We start from the raw sequence: 24137 nt of genomic DNA on the forward strand, positions 1-24137 counted from the left end.
CTTTTTGCACAACAACTTCTGCTTTTTTCAAGCAACAACTCTGGGGGTCAATTTGAAATTGGCGAAAGGGGGTCAAATTTATTGGTATATGCACCCTAATAGCCGATGAATCGTTTCGGCAGAGAAAGTATTCAATTTATAATCCAGAGATAATTTTAAATCCTCTGTTGCTGAATACTCTAACAAATGGAATACCAGATCTTCCTGCTGCGCTCCGCTATGAAGATATTGGATAGTAGCGTCGGCATCTCCTAATTTTGCGCTATAATCATTCTTTTGATATGAAAAAGAAATATTATAAATATTGCCCGGCCTATCAAGTTCCTGCAGAATATCATATAATGGAAATTGTTGATGTTTATAACATTCCCTGATTTCATTTTTAACCTGAATGAGCACTTCAATAAAAGAATCTCCTTTTATTAGGAGATCATTAAAAGGAAGTATATTTACAAATGTTCCTAATGTATTTTTAAACTTCTTGTTTTTCCTATTAAAAACAGGAATTCCAATTACAGTTCCTCCCTCATTATAACATCTGTTTAAAATGAGAAGCGTAGATAAGAAGTAATGAAATGCTGTACAGTTGAAGCGTTTACAAAATATACTGATAGATTCGTACAAACTTCTGGGGATAGTTATTTCCTGTCGGCTAGAAATAAGGGATTCGGAAGCTGACATTGACATACAAGCATTAAAGGCCTTATTTTCTGAAATAACATTTAATTTTTTTAACCAGAAATCCTTATCAATTTTGTAACTATCGGAAAGTCTGTAATCGGCCTCACCACGAATAAAATCCATGTAAAGAAAATCATTCATAACAGGATGCACATAAGAACCGTCTATTATCAGTGAATATAATGTTGAAACCTTATTAAAGAACAACGACATCGAATAACCATCAAATATTAAATGATGCACTTTAGTATACCAATAGTACTTATCGTTAGCTACTTTAATTAAGCTAACCTGTAGAAGATTTTCACTGGTATCAAACGGTATTTTTATATCACTACTCATCCAGTCAAGACATGACTGAACAGGATCACCTGATATCGAAAAATCAATTGATTTTATACTGTATTCTTCGATTTCCAATGCGTCATAATTTCTCAAATTACCATCCGTGAAACATTGGGAACCAATGGCTACCGTATCAGCATTATTCAAAATGTATTTGATTGACTTTATTAATACAGAGGCTTGCAGTGCACCTTTAATCAAAGCATAACCACAAACGTTGTAAAGCGGAGAATTGGCATATATATTTTGAGTAAGCAATATAGTCTCCTGAATAGCAGATGTTTTTTTCATTACTATGTACTTTTCATTGGCTTCTGGAAGTTCTGCAGAAAAAAAAATCCGGGACGATCGCCATATTAGAATGTGTATTCAAAAAAAAATTAATACTGTTTAATGAACTTAGAGTTTTTTTCATTTTATTGAATTCATATAATCCGGTATGACCAAAAGGTATATTCAAAAGTATTTTATCCTTATTTTGTAAAGGCGATGGCTTCACTACCTTGTTACATGCAGCCGGGGGATGAATAAAGTAATCCATTGTTTTCAAATGTCTACCAATAATATTAACAGCTGAAGAAGATATTAAATGGCAACATGTATACCGGTTATCAAATAATGGTTCTATTACCCAATCTGGGTTTAAATAAACTTGATATATATTCAAAATACTATGTTGTCTTTAACTTACCATCAAAGGCTTCGCAAATCCTTTGGAGGATAGTTTTAGGATGTTTAAGAATAAAAAAGTGATTTCCTTTCAATAATTCATAGGAAAACGAACAAGATGTTTCGTTACTCCAAGCTTGCATACTTACCATTGGAGTCTTATTTTCTTCTTCTCCAATTTCTTCATCACCCATACATACATGTATAGGAATTAAGAACGGACTTTGCATTGATTGAAATTCATAATCCTCAATAGCTTTGAAATCAGATTTGATAATAGGAAAATACACGTCCAAAAGCTCATCATGATCAAAAAACTCTTTAGGCAAACCTCCCATTTCATTCACTTCTTGCCAGAATTTGTCTTTTGGAAGAATTGATTTTTTATCTTTAAATCTCATAAATCCCGGAGCCCCACGTCCGGTAAAAAAGAGATACGTTGGTGGTTTCAATTTATTTTTAACGATTCTTTTTGTTAGTTCGTAACCTAATAAAGTTCCCATGCTATGCCCATATATAATATAATTTCCCTTCTGTATATGAGGTATTACGATCTTCAAAAGATCATCCACCATATGATCGACTCGATCTAACAACCTTTCTTTAAAACGATTACCTCTCCCCGGAAGCTCCAAAGTAATCCAATCTATTTTTTGTGGCGCATGCTTTTCAATACTCTTAAAGCTGTATTTATTACCACCAGCAAATGGGAGGGCGATTACCTTATAATTCATTATTATTAAATATTTTCATCTAGCTTAAGTATGCATGATCATTTGAAGGATCTAATTCTAAAATTTTAATACTTGTTTCATCCAATAAAGTGCACGTTGCTATATGACATTTATATTTTTCATGTAACTTAATCTCCTTAAGGAAAAACGTTTTACCTTCAATAATTGCAACGTTTTCCAATATTTCGAATGATTTTAGCGGTACAGACAAACCTTTTCCACTATTTTTGATAACTGCCTCTTTTTGTGTCCAATAACCATAAAATGAATCCAGTTTATTAATAGATGTGAAAATTTTCGCCCATTCTCCCTTTGTCATTTGAAGTTGAAAATCTTCTATCTGAATATCACATTGCAATTCAATATCTATCCCGATATCAGATACATCAGTCACAGCACAAACTACAATCTCTCCAGAGTGAGAAATATTAAAATAAATTTTATCCTCTTCGAAGTAGGGTTTTTTATATTTATTATATTTAACATTAGCTTTTTTATATTTTTTGCTGAAATTGTCAGCCCCTTTATAGAGCAATATTCTTCCTAATAGTGACAATTGAGCATCCTGCCATCTTCGATAGCTCATTATTTTTTTTTGAAAATCAAGTGGAAATCTCAACAAAAACTCTTGCATTAATTTTTTATGATTGTTCTCAGAAATGAAAGAATAAAGGATGTATGTCATTTTTCTTATTAATAAGCAAAAACAAATAGCTTAACCTTATATTTTAAGTACACTAGGCTTTGTTGACAAGGAATTTGTCTCAAGTAGTATACTAGAGTTGATTCATCTTTTTGTTTAGTTCTGCATTCGTTATTAATCTCATCACAATAAATATCCCTGACAATCGATTTTTTTGATCATCGAGCTGAAGTATTTTACAGACAATAATTTGGCTTAACTAAATAGTTAGATTATTAAATTTAAAATTTTTATAAAATAAATCTTGCTAAAAAATTGTAAAAATGTAATATAATTCTGTCAATATTAACGTGATAAAACAAATGTGAAGTAAATGATTAACATTACAAAATCAAACCAGACAGTTTACACGGAAACATATTTTTTAGGGACGAAATTTTAAAAAATAATTTTCTATTCTTCAAAAACAAGATTATTCAATAGGTATATTTTAAATACTAATGCATTTAAAATATAATACCAAAAAATGAGTTTAAAAATACAAATATCGAAAAAGCTAACCAGTCATAATCTGCTGAAAGTGTTCCGAAAAACCAAGCCATAAAATCTAAACTTATTCTTGGATTTAGTTGCGGAAAAAGCCCTTAACATCTTCCTGGCTTTCCTGAAATGTCCAGCTTACATTTATAAATATCGGGAATATCTTCATTAATTCAATCTATTAAACATTATTAGATATGATCATTTTAAACTGATAATGAACATTTTATATAAACAAAATAAGTTATAAGCACTTTCTCATAGTGTCTATATGCCAACTAATTACTACTTTGGTGTTAATTACATACTGTATTCTGCAATATGTATTTTGTACCTATAGAACAGCCTCCAGGCGCATGGTGAGGAAAAGATTTATTTATACTAGCTTGTCCATAATAACGATACCCATCATTAATTAACTTTTTTTTTGCAAAAAGAGTATCAATAATATGTCTGTTATAAACTATACATATAACACATTTATTAATTAAGTTAAATAAGCATTTAATTATCCGGATATTTCTACTTAATTTTACATTTTAATACAAATTAAAATTTATAAATAGTATTATTTTTAATACAATATTATTTTGATATTTTCACTCATGCTTGTCTTCTCTATCTTCTTTTTCAAATGTTGTCATTCGGAATTGGCTAACACCGTAAATAGTTTTGTATTAGATAGTCCTTTTTATTAAAAAACTAAACTACCAAACCTGTTTTGTTTTTTACACCTATTACATTCCCCTGCATAAAACTAAAACGTGCTCTAATAAAATATCTTAAAATATGCCCTTTAATTGTATTGCCATTGACGACGACATCAATGGCATTGAAATCATAGAAGATTACATTGCCTTATTACCTAATTACAAACTTATAGCATGCTTTACAGATCCTGAGCTTGCACTTGAATTTATACGATCGGGAAAAGGAATTGATGTCGTTTTTATGGATATTGAAATGCCCAAAATAGACGGGCTGGAATTATCGAAGTTAATTCGGCACAAAACAAAAAAATTAATATTTATTACAGGTCACGATCAATATTGGCTTGACACCTACCATAATGAAGCCGATGGTTTCTTATTAAAACCTATTTATTTATCTAGGTTCAAATCACTGGTCGAGCCTCTTTTCTTTACCGATTCGACTAAAGTAAAAGAAACAGAACTTGATGAAGATTTTTTCTTTGCAAAAATCAAAGGCAAAAAAAATCAACTGATTAAAATAAAGTATGACGAGGTTGTTGCTGTAGAAAGCATGCGTAATTATGTTAAAATTTATACCATAGACAAAACTATAGTTTCTCATATAACCATGGCAAAAATTAAAGAGATGTTATCCCATATAAAAAATATAGTTCAGGTACACAGATCGTTTTTGATTACATTAAACTATATCGAGGAAATGACGATGAATATCTTAAAAATGACAACCAATGAAAACCTTAAGATTACTGTTAGTGAAACATATAAGGATATTGTAGTAAACTATATCAAAAACAGAACAATGAAAAAATAGATTAGGTCAAGCTGAAAAAAACCATAAAGATGAAGATTTTGTGCATCTGAAAGCTGGCCTCACTAGGTTACAGATTCTTCCCTGTGTATATACTTTATCATCCGCACTGTTGAGGTTTCTATTTATTCAGATCAATACAGCATAACAAGTGCTGAAGGAATACCAGAAACCAGGCTGTCATAAACTCATTCAGGCTGGAGGTATAAGTTTTCATAATCAGGAAAACTTATTGAGAATATATGCATATTAATTAGAATCCATTCAAATTGACTTAAAAACTCGGAATGGGTTACATACAAGATATCCACATTCAAGGCCTGAAATATTTTCAAAGAATTTCGTTAACTGTAGGATTTGGTCATAATTCAAATATTTATAATCTCACAACTAATCAAACATGGTCAATGGAATTGACAATCTTAATCAAGTCATTAGATCAACATTTACTCGATTAAGGAAAATTATTGAGAAATCTTCAAGTCTGCAATACGCTTCAAATATTCAATAAAAAAGTTCATTAACTGTATTTTTACGAGCACCTCACGAGACAAATCAGTTTTAAAACTGTTTGTCTCGTTTTTTATTTCACGTAATTCGTTTGTGATTAAATACATACCCTCAACCCTTTTATCCATTCGAGATTTCGATAACCATCTTCATGAGATATTTATTTTTCGGAGAAAATTGCCATTACGAAAATTGGTTAAAAAATTACAAAGGCTGACGTGTTCGGAGTTGAGAGGTCTGTCGCCAAATTTGGCAAAAAGCTAAGCCCAGGAAGTATGCAGTTGCAGTTCATGTCATTATAAAAGATGTTTTTCATCTATCCCGCCTGTTATTATTATAAAAAATTGACGCACAATGATTTGCGTGAAAAAATACAAATGCCGATAGAAAATTCAGATAAACTACTGTAACAGATATGAAACTTAGGGCTTTTTTCAGGAAAAACCGCTTAAAGTTATCCGAACGCTTGATTCCGGGATAAAAGGCAAGATCTCTGCCAAACAATATGGCCGGAATCCGGTTTTTTACTGGTAAACAATTTGAGCTGACATTCTTAACGATGGAAAAAAAATACAGGATATTGCGTCTCATTTTGGGCGACCAGCTCAATATCCAGCATTCCTGGTTTAAGAAACCAGCGCCAGGCACGTTGCATGTATTGATGGAAGTAAAAACGGAAGCCAGTTATGTCTGGCACCACAACCAAAAGGCATGTGCTTTTTTTGCAGCAATGGAAAATTTTGCTGAGCTGCTGAACGATAAAGGATTTGAAACCATTTACCTTCGACTTGATGACCCGAAGAACAAACAAAATTTTTCAGATAACCTGAACTATTTAATAGAAAAGTTTGACGTAAAAGAATTTCATTATCAGTTGCCCGATGAGTATCGGCTAGATCAGGAACTAAACAATTTCTGCAAAAGCCTGCCTATTAATCACTGCGCTTTTGATAGCGAACATTTTTATACCAGCAGAACCGAGCTGGCAGATTTCTTTTCCGGGAAAAAAGAATTGTTAATGGAAAGTTTCTACCGGACAATGCGCGCAAAACACTACATATTGTTAGATGATGACCATGATCCGGTAGGTGGCAAATGGAATTTTGACCAAGAAAACCGCAAGAAACTTCCCAAAAACCATAAGCCGAACCCTCCCCTTTTATTTGATAATGATGTAAGTAAACAGTATAAAAGAATAAGAGATGCAGCAATTAAAACCGTTGGCGACATAAACCCCAAACACCTGCCCTGGCCTGTAAACAGGGATCAGTCCTTAAAACTGCTACATTATTTCTGTGAAAACTGCCTCCCGCTGTTCGGTACTTTCCAGGACGCCATGCATACCAAAGAATGGTCTCTTTATCATTCTCGTCTATCGTTTAGCATGAATACCAAGCTTATTTCACCGGTTGAAGTGGTCAGTTCAGCGGTTAAATATTGGAGGGAAAATAAGAAATCGATCACCATGAATCAGATAGAGGGCTTTGTCAGGCAGATTCTGGGCTGGCGTGAGTACATGAGGGGGATTTACTGGATGAAAATGCCAACATTTGAAAAAATGAATTTCTTCGACCATAAAAGGAAACTTCCAAAATGGTACTGGACAGGAAAAACAAACATGAACTGTTTAAAACATTCCATTAACCAGTCTCTTGAATATGCGTACGCACATCATATCCAGCGTTTAATGATCACAGGAAATTTTGCGCTGCTTGCCGGCATCGATCCGGATGAGGTCGATTTTTGGTATCTGGGTATCTACATCGATGCAATACAATGGGTAGAAATTACCAATACAAGGGGAATGAGCCAATATGCAGATGGCGGCATTACCGGCTCCAAACCCTATACTGCCACTGCGAATTATATCCATAAAATGAGCAATTATTGCGATACTTGTAAGTACGACCGCAATGAAAAAACCGGAGAAAATTCCTGTCCGTTTAACAGCCTGTATTGGGACTTTCATGACAGAAACAGGGCTAAACTTGGCAAGAACCACAGGCTTTCTATGGTTTACCGGATCTGGGATAAAATGAATCCTGATTTGAGATCTGAAGTGCTGAAAAGAGCAGACTTTGTCTTAAAAAATCTCAATAATCTCTGATATATTTGGAAGTACTTTACATGATATACAGTAAAATAGTTCGCCGCTTAGTTCAATATACCTTAATCACCTTAGGGGGTAGCGCGTTACTTTTTATTTAATCATTCGCATACTTCCAGAACTTTTACGTATTATTAAATATTAAGATATTTTTAATAAATTAACCACGTTTTATATAACAGTCGTTTTAGCTTTTAAGTGGATTTAAATTTAAGACGCTTAAGGGCAGGATATGTACGAATTTAGATGTATAAATTAACACTTGAAAAGGAGCAGGAATTACTTGGCCGTCTTTTATTAGATGACGAACAGGCCTTTGCTACTCTTTTTAACAGTTATAGAAATAAACTCTATGGTTTTATTTTTGGAATAACGGGATCAAGCGAAATTGCAAAAGACATTGTCCAAGACGTTTTTTTAAAGATCTGGAAAACACGCCGTAATGCCCACAAAGTAGAAAATTTCAATGCATTGGTTTATCGCATGGCTAAAAATGCCGCTCTCGATCAGTTAAAGCGGGCTTCGCGCGAGTCAACAGCCCTTTCAAGCCTTAGTTTGGTTTCTGACGAGCGTACGTCCAGCGATCCTTTTGAGGATATGAAAGCGACAGAAATTCAATTGAAATATGAACTTGCACTAAAGAAATTACCTAGGCAACAGCGTATGGTCTATGAATTACGTCATATTGAAGGTGAAGACTACGGAGAAATCGCAAAAAAACTTAATCTTTCTATTCCAACTATCCGAAGTCACTTCAGAAATGCCCTCAACACTTTAAAAGGAAGCCTATTTTCGTTCTTGCTAATAATATTATTCCGCTTGTAAGCTAAAAATATAAAAATATTTATTTTTCTTTTGCACATTCTTACCACTTCGTCGTCTTACAATTAAAAACGCACTAAAATTGCGCGCAATTAATTGTTATGTATGTCGGAAAATAGAATAAAGATTTTACTAGCTAAATATGTAGATCGCAAGTGTGATGAAAAAGAGCTAGAAGAGTTATTTGCGCTGCTGAATGTATTAGACCGACAAAAGTTAGATGAACTGCTAAACGATATTTGGCTGGAATATGAGTCTGACCAGGAACTCCCTGAAGAAGATGCGCAACAAATCCTCAATTCAATTTTAGCTAAGCGCAGCAGTTCCAACCTTCGTTATGTCGCTATAGCAGCATCTGTGCTCATCTGCGTTTTTGCAGGCACCTATCTGTTATTGAATTCGAGAAAATCCAGTCCTGTTGAGCAGTCTGTTAATCTGGAAATTAAGCCAGGTAGCAATAAGGCCGAACTGCTGATGGCTAATGGGAAAAAAGTAGTACTTGGCAATGGCCTTCAAAAAATTGAGATCCCCAATACTGATTTGGTACTGCAACAGGATTCGAACGGATCACTAACTTATAATAAGGGCGCAAATACATCACTTGCAATGTCCTATGATACCCTGCGGACGCCAAAAGGTGGGGTTTACCAGATTAACTTGAGCGATGGCACCAAAATCTGGCTCAATACTTCAAGTGCAATCAGATTTCCTGAAAAATTTGCGAACAACAAACGCGATGTAGAACTTCTTTATGGCGAAGCGTATTTTGAAGTGAAACATAGGGCAGACGCTCCATTCACAGTTAAAACAGCTGCCGGGATAGTTCGGGACCTTGGAACCAGTTTTAATATCAACAGCGTATCTAATAATGGCCATGTTGCCGCCACTTTACTAGAGGGCGCTATTGAAGTGGAGTCGGGCGGGCAATTTAAAAAGATAAAACCTGGTCAACAGGCCTTATTCAGTAAAAAGAAAATTGTGGTTAACGATGTAGACGTTGAGAACATGATTGCCTGGAAAGACGGCTATTTTATGTTTGATGAACCGATGGAAAGTGCCATGAATAAAATTGCCATGTGGTATGATGTAAAGGTTGAATACCAGGACGAAGCCCTAAAAAGCATCCCGGTTCTGGCCACTATTACACGCCACGGAAATATTAGAAATGTGCTGCGGATTTTAGAAATGACCAAAAAGGTCCGCTTTAATGTGCAGGGAAGAACAATCAAGGTTGCGCATTTTACACCATAAACCAATACCAATTAATTATCAACCACCAAACCAAACTTAACTAAACCAAACCACATGAAGAGTAACTAATTGCCACCATTTTAAAAGAGAAAAAGGAGTGCTGGAACACCCCTTTTGAAACTCTTAAATCTTTCCGATCAGATCGGAAATGAACGTTTCTTACCAGATAATTCACGATTTAAAAGAATGTAAATGTATAAAATTTCTTCGATAGATTTTATGCAGCTTCCATGCTGCGCGCATAAAATTTTAAGGCTTATGAAGCTAACTTTTACCCTCCTACTGATCTCGCTTTTACATGTAAGCGCATCCAGTTTAGCACAAAATATTACCCTCAATCAAAAAAAAATTGCCTTAGTAAAGGTGTTCAGAGAGATACGGTCACAAACCGGGTATAGTTCTGTTTGGGCAGATGCGGGCGAGAAGAACAGAATTATAAATGTCAGTTTCACTAACGCCCCCCTGGAAACTGCCCTTAAACAAATACTTGCCCAAACCAATCTTTCCTACAGTATTGATAAAGAGAGCAAAGCAATTCTAATTTTCAACAAACCGACTGCAGCAATTGCTAAGCCCACAGCGTTGATGGATGTAAAAGGTATTGTGCTAAACATGTTAAAGCAACCACTAATGGGCGCCACCGTTAAGGTTAAAAACAGTAATACTTCCGTACAAACTGCTGCTGACGGCTCATTTCGTTTGGCCGGTATTGCCAGTGATGCGGTTTTAATGATCTCTTATGTAGGCTATGCCATTAAAGAGATCAATGCATCGCCAGATATGGGAATCATTCAGCTCGAATTTGCATCTAATGAGCTGGAATCAGTAAATGTGACCTTTTCAACAGGGTATCAAACACTTTCAAGAGAACGGAGTGCAGGTTCATTTTCAAAGCCCAGCCTGGCTGTTATGAACGAGAGATCAAGCAGTACAAATGTATTACAACGGTTGGACGGGTTAGTACCTGGCTTAGCCGTAAATAATGCTCCTGATGCGGGCAACAATCCTTTTTTGATTCGTGGTTTATCATCCATTAACTCCAACAGAGGCCCGCTCGTCGTTTTAGACGGTGTACAAGTACCCGATGATGCTATTCAAAATATCAATATGCAGGATGTGGCAGATATCACTGTACTTAAAGATGCAACTTCTTCCTCTATATGGGGTGCAAAAGCGGCTAATGGTGTAATTGTAATTACTACAAAAAAAGGATCTGCAGATGAAAAATTAAAAATTGACTATGATGGCTATCACAATTTTCAAGGCATACCAGATCTGAACTACATCCAGAAGATGAACAGTAGCCAGTTTATTGCTGCAGCAAGGGAACTATTCCCTCAATATGTCGGCAGCAATTCCTTTAATTCAGTTCAATTAATTGCACCCGTTCCCCCTCATCTGCAATACCAATATGATGCAAACCGGGGTTTAATAAGCCAGGCCCAGGCTGATACAAAATTAGATAGCCTGGCTGGAATTGATAATCGCGATCAGCTTAAACAATATTTCTACAGGCAGGCTGCAACCACCAACCATACCATCTCTGTATCAGGAGGTAGTAAAGTCCATTCTTTCTATGGCTCTGCCAATTATATTGGAATAGTTAACAATATACCCGGCCAAACAGATGATCAGTATAAAATCAACCTGCGCCAGGACTTTAAATTCAGCAAACGCCTTCAGGTTTACCTCATTACCGACTTCACGAACTGGCTTACCAGGAGTAACAATATAACCGCTCCAGGTTTAGATCTGGTTCCCTATCAGCTATTTGCCGATCCATCTGGAAACCCGTTGACTGTTAACCATATGGGTAATTATAGCGATGATGTACGCAAAGATTATCAGTCAAGAAGCCGGATCAATCTTGACTACTCCCCCTTACAGGAGATCGAAAATGGATATACCAAAGGTAATGCATTATCTACAAGGTTTGTAGGGGGCGTAACATTAGAGATTATAAAAGGGCTTCGATATGAAGGGACATTTGGCTATAACATTAATTCTTTTAAAAATCGCGTGGAATTGGATCAAAATAGTTATGCCGTGAGAAATGAGGTGGTGACATTTACCCAGGCGCCTACTATGAACAGTACCCCTATCTATAATGTACCCGCTTTTGGTGGCAGGTTAACTGCTACCGATGAACTGCTTAAAAGCTGGACCATCAGAAATCAGTTTTTATACGATCACAGCTGGCTTGAAAAGCATCAATTGACGGTTATGGCAGGACAGGAAGCGACAAGCATTTCGCCACTTTCAACAACAAGTATTTACCGGGGCTGGGATGATCAGCTTCAGGTAGCGAGACCTGTAAATTATCAGTTATTAGGTGAGGGTATCACGGGAACAGTACCAGGAGGAACAAGGACATTAGCCAACAATGTAACCGGTGGCGAAGGTGTAATAAGCCGTACATCCTCTTATTTTGCCAATCTAGGTTACACATTTGACCGGAAGTACACGCTAAACAGCAGTATCCGTATAGATAAAAGTAATTTGTTCGGCTTTGACCGTTCAGCCCAGAACAGGCCAGTGTGGAGTGTTGGTGCGAAGTGGGCACTTGGAAGAGAAGATTTCATCAAACCGGTTAATTGGCTAAGCCGATTGGATTTAAGGCTCACTTACGGTATTACGGGTAATGCCCCGACTCCGGGTACGGCGGCTTCATGGGATATTTTACGTGCTGAAACCAATGTTAATTATCCAAACGGCGTCGGCCTGATCATTAATGCGCCTGCAAACAAGAAACTGACCTGGGAACTGACCAAAAACTATAACCTGGGTATGGATTTTGAAATCCTGAATGGCATATTCTTCGGTTCGATAGATGCTTATCTCAGAAAAACAAATGATTTGATCGGCAACCTCACAACTGCTCCGCTAACAGGCTTTGCGTCAGTGATCGGGAACTTTGGCGATCTGCAAAACAAGGGTTTGGATGTCTCGCTCGGTTCGCTAAACATCAGCAATAGCAATTTCACCTGGAGTACCTCATTTAATTTGGGTTATAATAAAAATAAGATATCGAGGCTTGCGAACGCTACACCGATTACTACGGGCCCAGGCATGATCAATACCAGATTCCTGGATGGCTATCCTTCTTTTGCAGTATTTGCCTACAATTATGCAGGTTTAAATGCTTCAGGAGATCCCCAGGTTAAACTCGCCGATGGAACGGTTACCTCAAACCCGACAGCGACTATGGCTCAGGATGTGTTGTACACGGGAACTTCACAACCTGTTTACAGCGGTGGCTTCTCCAATAAATTCCGCTATAAAAACCTCACATTGGGCATTAACATCATCTACAATGGTGGAAACGTCATGTTTCGCGATGTAAATACATTCTGGTCGGGCGTACCTTATTTAAATTATATGACCAGTGAGTTTGCCGAGCGATGGAAGATAGCGGGCGACGAAAATAAGACTAACATTCCCAGATATGCCGCCACAAGCGCAATCAGTGGAAATAGAAACACCAACTATTATACCTACTCAAATAGCAATGTGTTTAACGCTTCTTTCGCAAAGATCCGGGATATCACATTAGCTTATGATATTAGAGGTGGGATAATCAAAAAACTACATGCACAGGCCATAACGTTCAGGGCACAGGTTTCTAACTTAATGTTGTGGAAAGCCAATGATTTGGGGATCGATCCTGAATTCCAGTCTTTAGGAAATGTTGGTGCAACGCAAACGGCAGGTAACACCGGTGCGACAAGAAATCTGCGCACCGGACAGGGAACAATAACACTAGGTGCCCATATCACACTTTAAACAGAATTAACAGTTATGAAACTTACAACGAAATACTTTTTAAGGCCATTGATGGCCTGCATGGTCCTTTTATCGGGCTCCTGCAAAAAAGACTTTTTGGAAATACAGCCTAAAGGATCACTGATAGCAAAAACAACAAATGATTATGAACAGATCCTGAATGGTTTGTATTTGCAAAATACCGTTTCCGCTTCCATATATCTTGGAGACGATATTGCATTGCAAAATAGCTATTTGGATGGAGTACCCTTAAGGGTTCAACGCCTGTTTAGGTATGAAGACAGGGTTTACGAGCAAAACGAACTCCCTCAGGAAATTACCGCAGCTACGGGTTACATCCAAAGACTATACCTTTTTAACAAGATTATCAATGAGGTGACAACATCTACGCAAGGAACAGATCAGCAGAAAAAGCAGTTATTGGCTGAAGCGAAAGTTGGAAGGGCCATTTGCAATCTGGCCTTTTTAAATGATTTTTCACTCCCTTACAACCCTGCATCGGCTGCAACTGATTTGGGGATTCCACTTATTACCGCAGCCGATGTTACCCAAACATCCTTTACCAGGGCAACAGTAAAAGAGTGTTATACTGCAATCATAAAAGATTTAACAGAAGCCTTTCCAGGCCTCGGACCAGTTGTGCATCGCAGAAGGCTATCTAAAATGGCTGCCGAATTCTTTCTCACCAGAGTATATATGAATATGCTTGATTTTTCTTCCGCTAAAACACATATTGATGGCGCATTCGCAGAATTGTCTAAATCAACCATACCGCTCTCACTCTACGATTACAATACTGTTTTGGATGAAAATGCAGCCGGTTCCTGGTTTCCGCTCAACTTCCTGGGTGCGTTAAGCAATCTGCCTCTTGCTGCAAACAACAGCCAGGTCATTTATAATATTTCTACCACAGTCTGGAATTTCAATTTTGCTGATTGCCCGGTTTTCACACCTCAGGTGGCTACCCTTTACGGTGACGATGATAAAAGATTACTGCTTTATTCAGACACGGAGATGTTTGGCGACCTGATTTACCCTAAAAAAGTACGTCGTTATCCGAATTTCTTTCTTGATATCGGGCCGTCGCTACCTGAAATGTATTTAATGCGTGCAGAAATCAAGGCTCGGGAAAATGACCTGAGCGGCGCAAAGGCAGATGTTGAGGCCTTGCGGTTGAAAAGAATGACTACTTCAGCTGCGAGCGTACCGTCAAACGTAGCGTCCAACCAGCAAGCTATGGTTAGATTTATTCTGGACGAACGCATCAGGGAATTTGCGCTTTCGGGTTTACGTTGGTTAGATATGCGTCGTCTTTCAGTGGATCCGATTTATAAGGATCACATTAATCCTAACCACTATTTATTGGATGCAGATGGCAGCATTTTAAAAACTTATACGCTGACCCCAAAACGCTATGCGATGAAATTCGGGGAACTTATGGTCAATCAAAATCAGGGATTAGCAGATAATCAATAAATCATTCCACTTGGGCGGCCCTTAGGCTGCCCAATATTACAACATAAATTAAATAACAGTTATGAAAATCAACAAATTAATAAACTGCTTTACCGCTTTAAGCATAATGCTGATTATCAGCTATGGAGCTAAAGCACAACAGCCTAATCCTTTGGCTGAAAAATATGAAGAATTTACGCTTATTGGCAAAGTACAGGATCAGGAAAAATTTTATAAGGACTTATTAAAGAAAATACCTGAAACGGATAAAAACAGAAAAATTTACGACCGTATTAAAGGTGCAATAGCCATTAGCTGGCTTCATGATGAAAATTTAGAAAAGTTCAAACATTATGACAAGTCAGTTAAAGATGGTTTATCGTTATTTGAATTAACCAACATTCTTGAAAAGTGGTTAGATGAGCAAAAACACCTGGAATGGGTTGATGTAATTTCCAAACAATATATTAATGATATTGAAAACGGATTGCGTAAGGATGATTTTGAACATGCACACGAACTTTTACTGGAAATTTCAGCTACCGTAGATTGTATCAATGGCGATAAAAGTTCTGCATTAGCAAAAATCAACGAAGCACTTAAAGATGCTAAAATGAGGAACATGAATTACTTTAAAGATTCGAAGCCAAATTTCATCAGTCGTTATGCGTTTATTTTAGATGCGAATGGCCAAACGCAAAAGGCAATTGATACATTAACCGTTTCCGTTAAAGAAGCAGAATCTAATCCCAAACTTTTATCTACGCTTAAAACCATCTATGCCAAAATAAATGGAGAAGATAATGCTGAAAAATATGTCACTTCATTACAGGACGAGGCGTACCAGCACTATTATAAGGCGCTTGAAAGCAAATGGGATCCAGTTGGCAAACCCGCGCCAACCATTGCCATTACCAAATTAAATGGTCAGGAATTTAAAGTATCTGATTACAAAGGAAAAATCATGGTAGTCGATTTTTGGAGCACCACCTGTACGCCCTGTAAAGCCTGCTTTCCTGCTTTCGAAAGAATAGTTGCAGACTATAAAAATGAACCATTTCAACTATTTGTAGCCGGAATAGCTGAGGACAAAGAAACCCAGCAAAAATATGTCGACAAATCCAAACTGACTTTAGATGTATTTAGAGATCCCGATATGGAATTCTACAAAGCAATTGGTGCTAAAGGCACACCACATAAATTTATCATCGATCCTAAAGGAATAATAAGAATGGAAGGAATTGGCTACGCTGGCTCGACAGATCGGGAATATTATGAATTAAAAGCAATGGTAGAAATCACTAAAAAGCATGCTGCCGACAATAATTAATATCAATATGAAAAAAAATATCATTCTGCTGTTACTCTGCTCGTTTTTCACAATAAAAGGATTCGGGCAAATCTACCACCCCATCAAATGGAGTTATGCGGCCAAAAAAACAGGTAAAAATGAAGCGGTTGTATATGTAAAAGCCACCTTAGAAAAAGGCTGGCACTTATACTCACAGTATGTAGAAAAAGGTGGTCCGCAACCGACAAAATTTACATTTGAAAAATCAGATGGCTATACCGTCTCAGGTTATACAAAAGAACCCCGGGCCATTGTGCGCTTAGAGCCCACCTTCATGATGGAAGTCGGATTTTTCGAAAATTCAGTCATCTTTCAGCAAAAAGTAAAGCTAAAAGGCAAAACAGCAATTGTTAAAGGAAAAGCTAAATTTATGGTGTGTAACGACAAGATGTGCCTTCCGCCGGATGAAGTCGATTTTACCATTAACATCAATTAATATCCAGAACGATACAATAAAAATATGAAACGATTAATGATTATCGCCTTATCCATACTACAATTGAGTGCTTTTGCACAGGGCGGAAAAAATACTTTCACCATCACAGGAAAATATGGTGAATTTAATGCACCGGTAAAGGCCTATCTAGAATATACTTTAAATGGCAAAGATATTACCGATTCGGTTGTATTGAAAAACGGAGCATTTAAATTCACCGGCACAGCAACTTCTTCACCAGTTTCAGCCGAACTGAGTTTTGACACAAAAGGTGTCGGTAGAAATAAAAGCCTGGAGCGCGGTACCGTAATTTTAGAACCTGGTAAAATAATGGTCGCTATTAAAGGCGGAAGTTCTTTTGACGGATTAGAAGTAACCGGTACACCTATGAACAATGACTATACCGAATTTAACAATCTTGTAGACGAATCGCTGGCAAAGATGTCTCCGGGAGATAAGGCTTTCATGGAAGGAAAATCAAATCAGCAAAACACGCCTAATTTTGAAGATAAGCTGGAAGAATTCAAAAAAAGATATAGCAAACTAACAAACGAAGCTTACGCAAAATTCGTAAGAACCCATCCTGATTCTGATCTTGCGCTCAATCTGATGTCGAAATTAGCTTATGACGGTGAGTACGCTGAAGTAAAATCTTTATTTGATGGTTTTTCTGACAGGATTAAGAAAAGTACTAAAGGTATAAACGTTGCTAAAACGTTGCTTCAGATGAAAGCTACAGCCATTGGACAAACGGCACCTGATTTTGAGTTGGCTGATACAGAAGGAAAATTGGTAAAACTTTCTTCTTTTAAAGGCAAATACGTTTTATTAGACTTCTGGGCGTCATGGTGTGGCCCTTGCAGGGCAGAAAATCCAAACCTGCTCAGGATTTATAACAAATTCAAAGATCAAAACTTTACCGTAGTTGGTGTATCGCTCGATAAACCCGAAGCAAAAAATCTATGGCTGGATGCGATAAAGAACGATGGTTTACCATGGCTGCAACTATCTGATCTTAAGGCCTGGGATAGTGCCGCAGCAAAATTGTACGGCGTTAGTGCCATACCGCAAAATTTCCTGATTGATCCCAATGGAAAAATTGTAGGCAAAACTTTAGTTGGAAAAGGACTTGAGCGTAAACTCATTGAAATGATTGGTCAGCCTTCACGTTAAGATTAAGGATTTTTAGAAATTAACCTCTTTCTCGCTGCATACAGAGGCTATATCAGAAATGATTTTTTAGATTTTTAGCAGAATAATATTTTGAAAGGTCGTCATTCCCAATTTAATTGGGAATCCTAATGCTATTGCAAAGCGCCTTAAGATTCCCGCCTGCGCGGGAATGACGAAAAACAAAATAAAATTTCGGGTATAAATGTTAGATTTTACTTCTGATACAGCCTTTTTATATTTTCAACCGTGTATAATGTTTAATAAACCAATTCAATGCCTCGTTTTTATTTGATTCTTTATAAGCCAGTACCACCTCTGTGTTAATCGGAATGTCTTCAATTTCAATAAAAGATACGTTCAGCTGGGCATATTGCTTTTTTAACGACAGTGGCAAAATAGATACACCCAGACCCGCCTCTACCAATTGTAGTATGGAGTGCACATTGTTAGCCTCGTGTGTAATATCCGGACTAAAGCCCAATCTATGGCAAATTTCCACAAGTTTCTGGTTATACTGTGGTGCAAATGCCTTATTAAAAAAAATAAACGGACTCTTCCTTAAAAAATCTGCGAGTTCATGTTCATTCCCTATTTTATGCGTACTTAAAGGGGTAACCACCACAAAAGGATCAAAAAACAAAGATTCTACTTTCAATTTTTCAGACAAAACAGGAGCTCTCAAAATACCAACATCTAAATCGCCATGTTCCAGCGCTTTAATCTGCGCCAGGGTTGGTACTTCAAACAAACTCGTTTTCAAGTAGGGAAATTCCTGATGCATCAACTTTAAAATTTCGGCAAGCTGCGATTGGTAAACCGAACTAATATAACCGATTTTAAATTCGCCGCTAACACCTTCATGGACTTTACGCACCACTTCTTTACTTTCCTCCAGCCTGGCAAATAAGGCATCTACTTCACTTTTAAAATATTTACCGGCATTTGTTAACGCAACCCTTTTATTATTGCGGATAAACAACATTACGCCGAGTTCTTCTTCTAACTCTTTAATCTGCCTGCTTAAAGGCGGCTGCGATATAAAGAGTTTCGTTGCTGCTTTGGTAAAGTGCAGTTCTTCTGCAACAGTTTTAAAATATGACAAATGTCTGAGCTCCATATCTACAATACTTTTTAGGTATTAATTTATGCTGAAATTGATATTTTACAAATATGATCAACTGCGGTAACTTTACAAAAAACTAAAAGCAATGAATAAAGATTATTCGCATAAAGCAACAAACGATGAGATAAAAACAAGGTTCGACAGCGATGTAGAACGTTTCTCTAATTTAGAAAGCGGTCAGCAAACCACTATTGATGCGCCCCTTACCATGGAACTTTGCACCGAAGCTGCCAAATACATTAATTCTACCGCTACAGAACTGTTGGATATTGGCTGTGGCGCTGGAAATTATACATTGAAAATGCTCAGCAAAATCCCAAACCTAAACTGTACCTTAAACGATTTGAGCCTACCTATGTTAACACGCGCAAAAGCTCGGATATCGGCGCAAACCGCTGGAAAAATAACGCTGATACAGGATGATATGCGAAACCTGGATTTGCCCGACAACCGTTTCGATATTGTACTGGCCGCGGCTACATTTCATCATTTACGTACTGATGCCGATTGGGAACTTGTTTTCACTAAGATTTACCAGGCTTTAAAACCCGGTGGCAGTATCTGGATTTCAGACCTCATTGCGCACGATTCAGTTTTGGTTGACAAACTTTTTCAGGATCAATACGGAGCATACCTGAAAACACTTGGCGGTGAAGCATACAAACAAAAAGTATTAGATTATATTGAATATGAAGATACCCCGCGTTCGGTTAATTATCAGCTGGCTTTGCTAAAAAAAGTTGGGTTTAGCACGACCGAGATCCTCCACAAGAACGCTTGTTTTGCTGCATTTGGAGCGATAAAATAGAAGATGGCTGCGATTTTCCAAAAACGATCTGTTACACCTTTATTAAACCTCAATAATTTATTTAAGCAAAAGATCATGTTTTATTTTAAATCAGTTCACCCCTATTGAATTAAGCATAGCCGGGCTTGAAATTTTTACTTAACGCAATTAATTCGTCAAGGTTAATCAGGTTGGGATCTGCTGACTGTCGCCTTAGGAGGTTGATCGGAACCGTTATGATGCCATTTGTAGTACGCAATACGCAATTCTCATCATTAGCATTTGAAGATACGTAATCGCCGATTCCGGATTCGATTTCTGATAAACGGATTAATAATTCGTAATAGATATAAAGCGGAAAATTCACAGCGCAAAGTTAATGCAATAAAACGCGAATGTTTAATTATTGTTACATTAACATTAAATAAGTCTGTAATGATAATTTAACACCGGGAACCATTCTTTCCAGGCCTATATTTGGTAGATTATGCTAACTTGAAAATTAATGCCGGGTTAACAATAGTAATTTTAAGTTTGTTCTAAAATCAGGAAAGGCAATGACCACGTCCATAACAAACTTAAATAAAACAACTTATCAGTTTATTTATATAGTTATTCTACTTTTAACTATCCTGTCGGGCTGCAAAAAAAGCAGTCAAAAACCTGATTATCCAATAGGAAGCAACGAGCATATCAACACCTGGATACTTGATAGCCTTAAACGATATTATTATTGGAATGACCAATTGCCTTCCAATCCGAATTTCAGTTTGGCACCAAAAGATTTTTTTAATTCCATCCGCAACTCGTCGGATCGTTTTTCATACATCACGATCCCTAATGACCCTTCCACTGCAATACCAGGCAACAGAAATTTTGGTTTTGATTATACCGTGGTGAGTGACCAAAACAGTTCAAAAGCTATCGGAATTATTAAAGTGGTACTAAACGACTCTCCGGCTTCGAGGGCTGGTTTAAAACGTGGAGATTATATCAGTAAAATTAACGGCAAAACAATAACGGTTGATAATGCACAGTTTTTGCAAACTGAAATATTAAATAGCGATCACTTTTCTTTGAGTTTAGCTGAACTGAAAAACAATATCTGGACAGACACCCGCACGGTTCAGTTAAATAAAAGTATCATACTCGATCAGCGTGAGATCAGCAAGGTGATAGAAAGTGATGGAAAAAAAATCGGTTACCTGTATTTTCTGGATTTTAATGGTGGTTTGGCCAGTTCGCTTACTGCTGCCTTCAGTAATTTTAAATCAGAAAGCATAGCTGAGCTCATTCTCGACCTCCGTTATAACGCAGGTGGCCAGGTAGCAGAAGCAGCCGGCTTATGCGCTATGATTGCTAAAAATGTAGCTTTCAATAAACCCTTTATTATCTACAAAGGCAATAAAAACGGAGGCACCAAAACCGAATCAATCGGGACTGCAGCTACATTCGATGGAACTTTAAATTTTAACGCCATCTTGCAGCAAAACCTTGGCTTAAGCCGGGTTTATATCCTATCAACAGCAGCCACCGCATCTGCTTCAGAAGTCATGATTAATAATCTTAAACCTTTTATTCAGGTGATATTGATCGGTGAAAAAACAAGGGGAAAAGATGAAGCGTCATTTAGGATCTTGGATGCCCGAAGCCCTAAACAGGTGAACTGGGAAATACACCCGATTGTTTATAAACTTTTTAACGCACAGGGCATTGGCGGTTACAGCACAGGCATTGCCCCCGATATCAAGGTTAATGAAATGGATAATCTGCCTTTGCTTCAACCTGGCGATACTGCAGATCCAATGGTGAGAGCGGCAATTGCTGCCATAACCGGTAAGGCTATCAAAACTTCTACTGTAATAAATAATGTATTGACTAACAGCTTTCAGCCTGATCGTGTATTAATGGATTCGAGGACGGTGTCTGCACAGCAAAGCATAGTCGTCACCCATCAGTTAAGGTGATAGAAAAGGTTTTCATTGCGTTAACATTAACTTTATACGCAACTACTAACTTGCCAACATAAACGCTACTTATGGAACAGTTGGAAGATGTTAAAAATGCAAAACTCCTCAATGCAGTAAAAGCTGGCGATTCTGCCGCTTTCAATGAAATTTACCACCAGTATCGAAAAAAAATATATGGTTATGCCTACCATTTTAGCCGTAACGGTGAAGAAGCCGAAGAACTTACCCAGGATGTTTTTGTAAGGCTTTGGGAAAACCGATCAAAAATTGATACACAAAAGAATTTTGAGGCATTTCTTTATACCCTGATCCGTAATAATTTTCTTTCTATACTTCGTAAAAAAGCCAGAGAGAAGGCTTACAGCAACGAAAACCTTAAATATGAGCCATCATTCAATACCATAGAAGAGGAACTTAATGCCAAAGAAACGAAACAAATTGTAAATAAAGTGATAGAAAGTCTTTCTCCGCAGGTTAAAAAAATATATTTATTGAGTCGTAACGACCACCATACCCACGAAGAAATTTCGCAACTGATGGGCATCTCTAAAAACACGGTAAACAACCATCTCAAAAAATCACTTGGGACTTTGCGGAAATACTTCAGCACCTATTCCCCGGAAACGATATTATCATTGGCTATAGTGATCTTTTGTTGAAGGGTGCCCCATAAGAAAAGTAGTTATGGCTACCTGCATGGTTTCTGAATCTACTCTGTCAATTGATCATTATTAAATTCATTTACATTCTGCCATCTTAATTTTTTTAGCGAGGATGCCTCCTGTTAGGTTACCGTTGACTAGCTCCAAAAAAACGCGATTTTGACAAGAAAAAGCCTTCTTATAATAACGTTTATACAGGCAGCTCATCGTTAATATATCTTGCTAGTATATAAGCGCATATAAGCTTTAAGCGTTATCATCATTTTCAGGCAAGGGTCGCGATGAATACCTGCATAAATCCATCGAGAAGATTTATTTTAATTTAATTCTAAAATTATTTCTCAGGATAACAAGCAAATAAAACTGCCCGGTAACTGCCCCTAATTGCTTTTTAAAATAAATTTCATTTTCCGATAGCTATATCACCACGTTCGTGCATATATACATTAGTGCGCAGCGCTAAAGCTTACAAATATTAAAGTGAAAGAAAATATTAAAATACTATTTGAATATTACTTAGCAGGTAAAACCACTCCAGAGCAAGAAAAAATGCTAATGGAGTACCTTGCTGACCCAACGAACGCCGATAGTGAATTTTATGGTGTAATGGAAAGCGCGTGGACAGCACAAACAACAGAAACCGATTACTCTTTAACTGCTGTTAACGGACTTGCAGAAATATGGGAAAAAGTAGAAAAACGCCAGCCTAAAAGCAGATTATTCTCGCCACTATTAAAATATGCTGCGGCAGTTATCGTCATTATTTCTGCATCGCTTGGCTGGTATCTGTACCGGAACGTACAACAAGCTACACAAACATCGATCACCTTTTTAAGTAAAACCACTCAAAAGGGCGAAAGACTAAAGTTGATTTTACCGGATAGTTCTGTTGTATATCTTGGTGCCGAAAGCAGACTAACCTGGCCATCCCGGTTCGTAAAAGGTAATTTAAGAAATATCCAGCTGGAAGGAGAAGCTTTTTTTGAAGTAAAACATGATGCCACCAGCCCATTTATCGTAAAGAGCGGAGAGATGCAGACCAGGGTTTTGGGTACTTCATTCAACATTTATGCTTATCCTGAAGATGAAACTTTCAGCGTCGCTGTTCGTACCGGTAAAGTAGGCGTTTCGGAGAACAGTACAGGAAAATTAAGACAACTTTCGCTACTTACTCCCGGAATGAAATTATCATATCATTTAAAAGCTCATCACTATCATATCCGTAACGAACGTATCAGCGAAATTAATGCATGGATTAAGAACAGCTTTGCCTTTAAAGATGTAAGTCTGGCTAATATGTTCCAGTCACTGGAAAGATATTACAATGTCCGTTTCGAACTGAAAACCAATAAATTAAACGATTGCAGGTACAATGCCACATTTACCAGCAAAAGCATCAGCGATATAATGGAAGAAATCCGGATCATGAGCGGCAAAAAAATGAGATATAAAATAGACAATGTAAACAAAATAATAACCGTATGGGGGGAGGGCTGTCAATGATGAGTTAGCAAATGTTATAGCGCGGCAAAAGGTGCAACAAACGAGATTTATACCTACAAAAAAACAGATTA

18 protein-coding genes are annotated in these 24137 nt (G+C 37.2%); 13 read left to right on the forward strand and 5 right to left on the reverse strand.

The genetic code is table 11. The features are described 5' to 3' along the window. Window positions 1–78: 78 nt before the first annotated feature. The 3 genes from ACIQXP_RS16710 to ACIQXP_RS16720 form a co-directional block, all read right to left on the reverse strand. Window positions 79–1317, reverse strand: coding sequence for a condensation domain-containing protein (locus ACIQXP_RS16710; RefSeq protein WP_356985681.1), 1239 nt, complete (start codon window positions 1315–1317; stop codon window positions 79–81). Window positions 1318–1697: 380 nt separating this feature from the next. Further along, window positions 1698–2429: a thioesterase II family protein gene (locus ACIQXP_RS16715; protein WP_356985679.1), complete on the reverse strand. Its 732-nt coding sequence runs from the start codon at window positions 2427–2429 to the stop codon at window positions 1698–1700. 19 nt (window positions 2430–2448) lie between these two features. Beyond that, a complete protein-coding gene (locus tag ACIQXP_RS16720; RefSeq protein ID WP_387506091.1) occupies window positions 2449–3114 on the reverse strand; it encodes a 4'-phosphopantetheinyl transferase family protein in 666 nt (221 codons plus the stop codon). Window positions 3115–4401: 1287 nt separating this feature from the next. Here ACIQXP_RS16720 and ACIQXP_RS16725 point away from each other — a divergent pair. From ACIQXP_RS16725 to ACIQXP_RS16765, 9 genes are all read left to right on the forward strand, one after another. Continuing rightward, window positions 4402–5136 (forward strand): LytR/AlgR family response regulator transcription factor, encoded by a 735-nt coding sequence (locus ACIQXP_RS16725; RefSeq protein WP_387506093.1) that lies wholly within the window; start codon window positions 4402–4404, stop codon window positions 5134–5136. Between the two features lie 1066 nt (window positions 5137–6202). Beyond that, entirely contained in the window at window positions 6203–7750 is a 1548-nt protein-coding gene (locus ACIQXP_RS16730; RefSeq protein ID WP_387506095.1) for a cryptochrome/photolyase family protein, read from the forward strand. A 246-nt stretch (window positions 7751–7996) separates the two neighbouring features. Then, window positions 7997–8575: an RNA polymerase sigma factor gene (locus tag ACIQXP_RS16735; protein ID WP_387506097.1), complete on the forward strand. Its 579-nt coding sequence runs from the start codon at window positions 7997–7999 to the stop codon at window positions 8573–8575. A gap of 102 nt (window positions 8576–8677) precedes the next feature. Further along, window positions 8678–9823: a FecR family protein gene (locus tag ACIQXP_RS16740; protein ID WP_387506099.1), complete on the forward strand. Its 1146-nt coding sequence runs from the start codon at window positions 8678–8680 to the stop codon at window positions 9821–9823. Between the two features lie 258 nt (window positions 9824–10081). Beyond that, window positions 10082–13606: a SusC/RagA family TonB-linked outer membrane protein gene (locus ACIQXP_RS16745; protein ID WP_387506101.1), complete on the forward strand. Its 3525-nt coding sequence runs from the start codon at window positions 10082–10084 to the stop codon at window positions 13604–13606. Window positions 13607–13621: 15 nt separating this feature from the next. Beyond that, the gene (locus ACIQXP_RS16750; RefSeq protein WP_387506103.1) at window positions 13622–15082 is read left to right on the forward strand and encodes a RagB/SusD family nutrient uptake outer membrane protein; all 1461 of its coding nucleotides are present in this window, start codon (window positions 13622–13624) and stop codon (window positions 15080–15082) included. Window positions 15083–15143: 61 nt separating this feature from the next. Then, a complete protein-coding gene (locus ACIQXP_RS16755; protein ID WP_387506105.1) occupies window positions 15144–16391 on the forward strand; it encodes a TlpA family protein disulfide reductase in 1248 nt (415 codons plus the stop codon). Between the two features lie 7 nt (window positions 16392–16398). Further along, on the forward strand, window positions 16399–16848 hold the full coding sequence (locus ACIQXP_RS16760; protein ID WP_387506107.1) for a protein-disulfide reductase DsbD domain-containing protein: 450 nt from the start codon (window positions 16399–16401) through the stop codon (window positions 16846–16848). 24 nt (window positions 16849–16872) lie between these two features. Further along, the gene (locus ACIQXP_RS16765) at window positions 16873–18021 is read left to right on the forward strand and encodes a redoxin domain-containing protein (RefSeq protein WP_387506109.1); all 1149 of its coding nucleotides are present in this window, start codon (window positions 16873–16875) and stop codon (window positions 18019–18021) included. A 232-nt stretch (window positions 18022–18253) separates the two neighbouring features. Here the strand turns inward: ACIQXP_RS16765 and ACIQXP_RS16770 are convergent, their stop codons facing one another. Continuing rightward, window positions 18254–19138 carry a LysR family transcriptional regulator gene (locus ACIQXP_RS16770; protein ID WP_387506111.1) on the reverse strand — a complete coding sequence of 295 codons (885 nt, stop codon included), beginning with the start codon at window positions 19136–19138 and terminating at the stop codon, window positions 18254–18256. A gap of 91 nt (window positions 19139–19229) precedes the next feature. Here ACIQXP_RS16770 and ACIQXP_RS16775 point away from each other — a divergent pair, with 91 nt between their 5' ends. After that, window positions 19230–19952 carry a class I SAM-dependent methyltransferase gene (locus tag ACIQXP_RS16775; protein WP_387506113.1) on the forward strand — a complete coding sequence of 241 codons (723 nt, stop codon included), beginning with the start codon at window positions 19230–19232 and terminating at the stop codon, window positions 19950–19952. Between the two features lie 109 nt (window positions 19953–20061). On the opposite strand, the gene ACIQXP_RS16780 is transcribed toward ACIQXP_RS16775, so the two are convergent. After that, complete coding sequence (locus ACIQXP_RS16780; protein ID WP_145860613.1) at window positions 20062–20298, reverse strand: hypothetical protein; 237 nt, start codon at window positions 20296–20298, stop codon at window positions 20062–20064. Window positions 20299–20488: 190 nt separating this feature from the next. Here ACIQXP_RS16780 and ACIQXP_RS16785 point away from each other — a divergent pair, with 190 nt between their 5' ends. The 3 genes from ACIQXP_RS16785 to ACIQXP_RS16795 all read left to right on the forward strand — a co-directional run bounded on the left by ACIQXP_RS16785 (window position 20489) and on the right by ACIQXP_RS16795 (window position 24066). Beyond that, a complete protein-coding gene (locus ACIQXP_RS16785) occupies window positions 20489–21898 on the forward strand; it encodes a S41 family peptidase (RefSeq protein ID WP_387506115.1) in 1410 nt (469 codons plus the stop codon). Window positions 21899–21969: 71 nt separating this feature from the next. Next, on the forward strand, window positions 21970–22560 hold the full coding sequence (locus tag ACIQXP_RS16790; protein WP_387506117.1) for an RNA polymerase sigma factor: 591 nt from the start codon (window positions 21970–21972) through the stop codon (window positions 22558–22560). 483 nt (window positions 22561–23043) lie between these two features. After that, window positions 23044–24066 (forward strand): FecR family protein, encoded by a 1023-nt coding sequence (locus tag ACIQXP_RS16795; protein WP_293741474.1) that lies wholly within the window; start codon window positions 23044–23046, stop codon window positions 24064–24066. Window positions 24067–24137: the final 71 nt, after the last annotated feature.

The sequence above is a fragment of the Pedobacter suwonensis genome (assembly GCF_044762335.1).
Classification (GTDB): domain Bacteria; phylum Bacteroidota; class Bacteroidia; order Sphingobacteriales; family Sphingobacteriaceae; genus Pedobacter.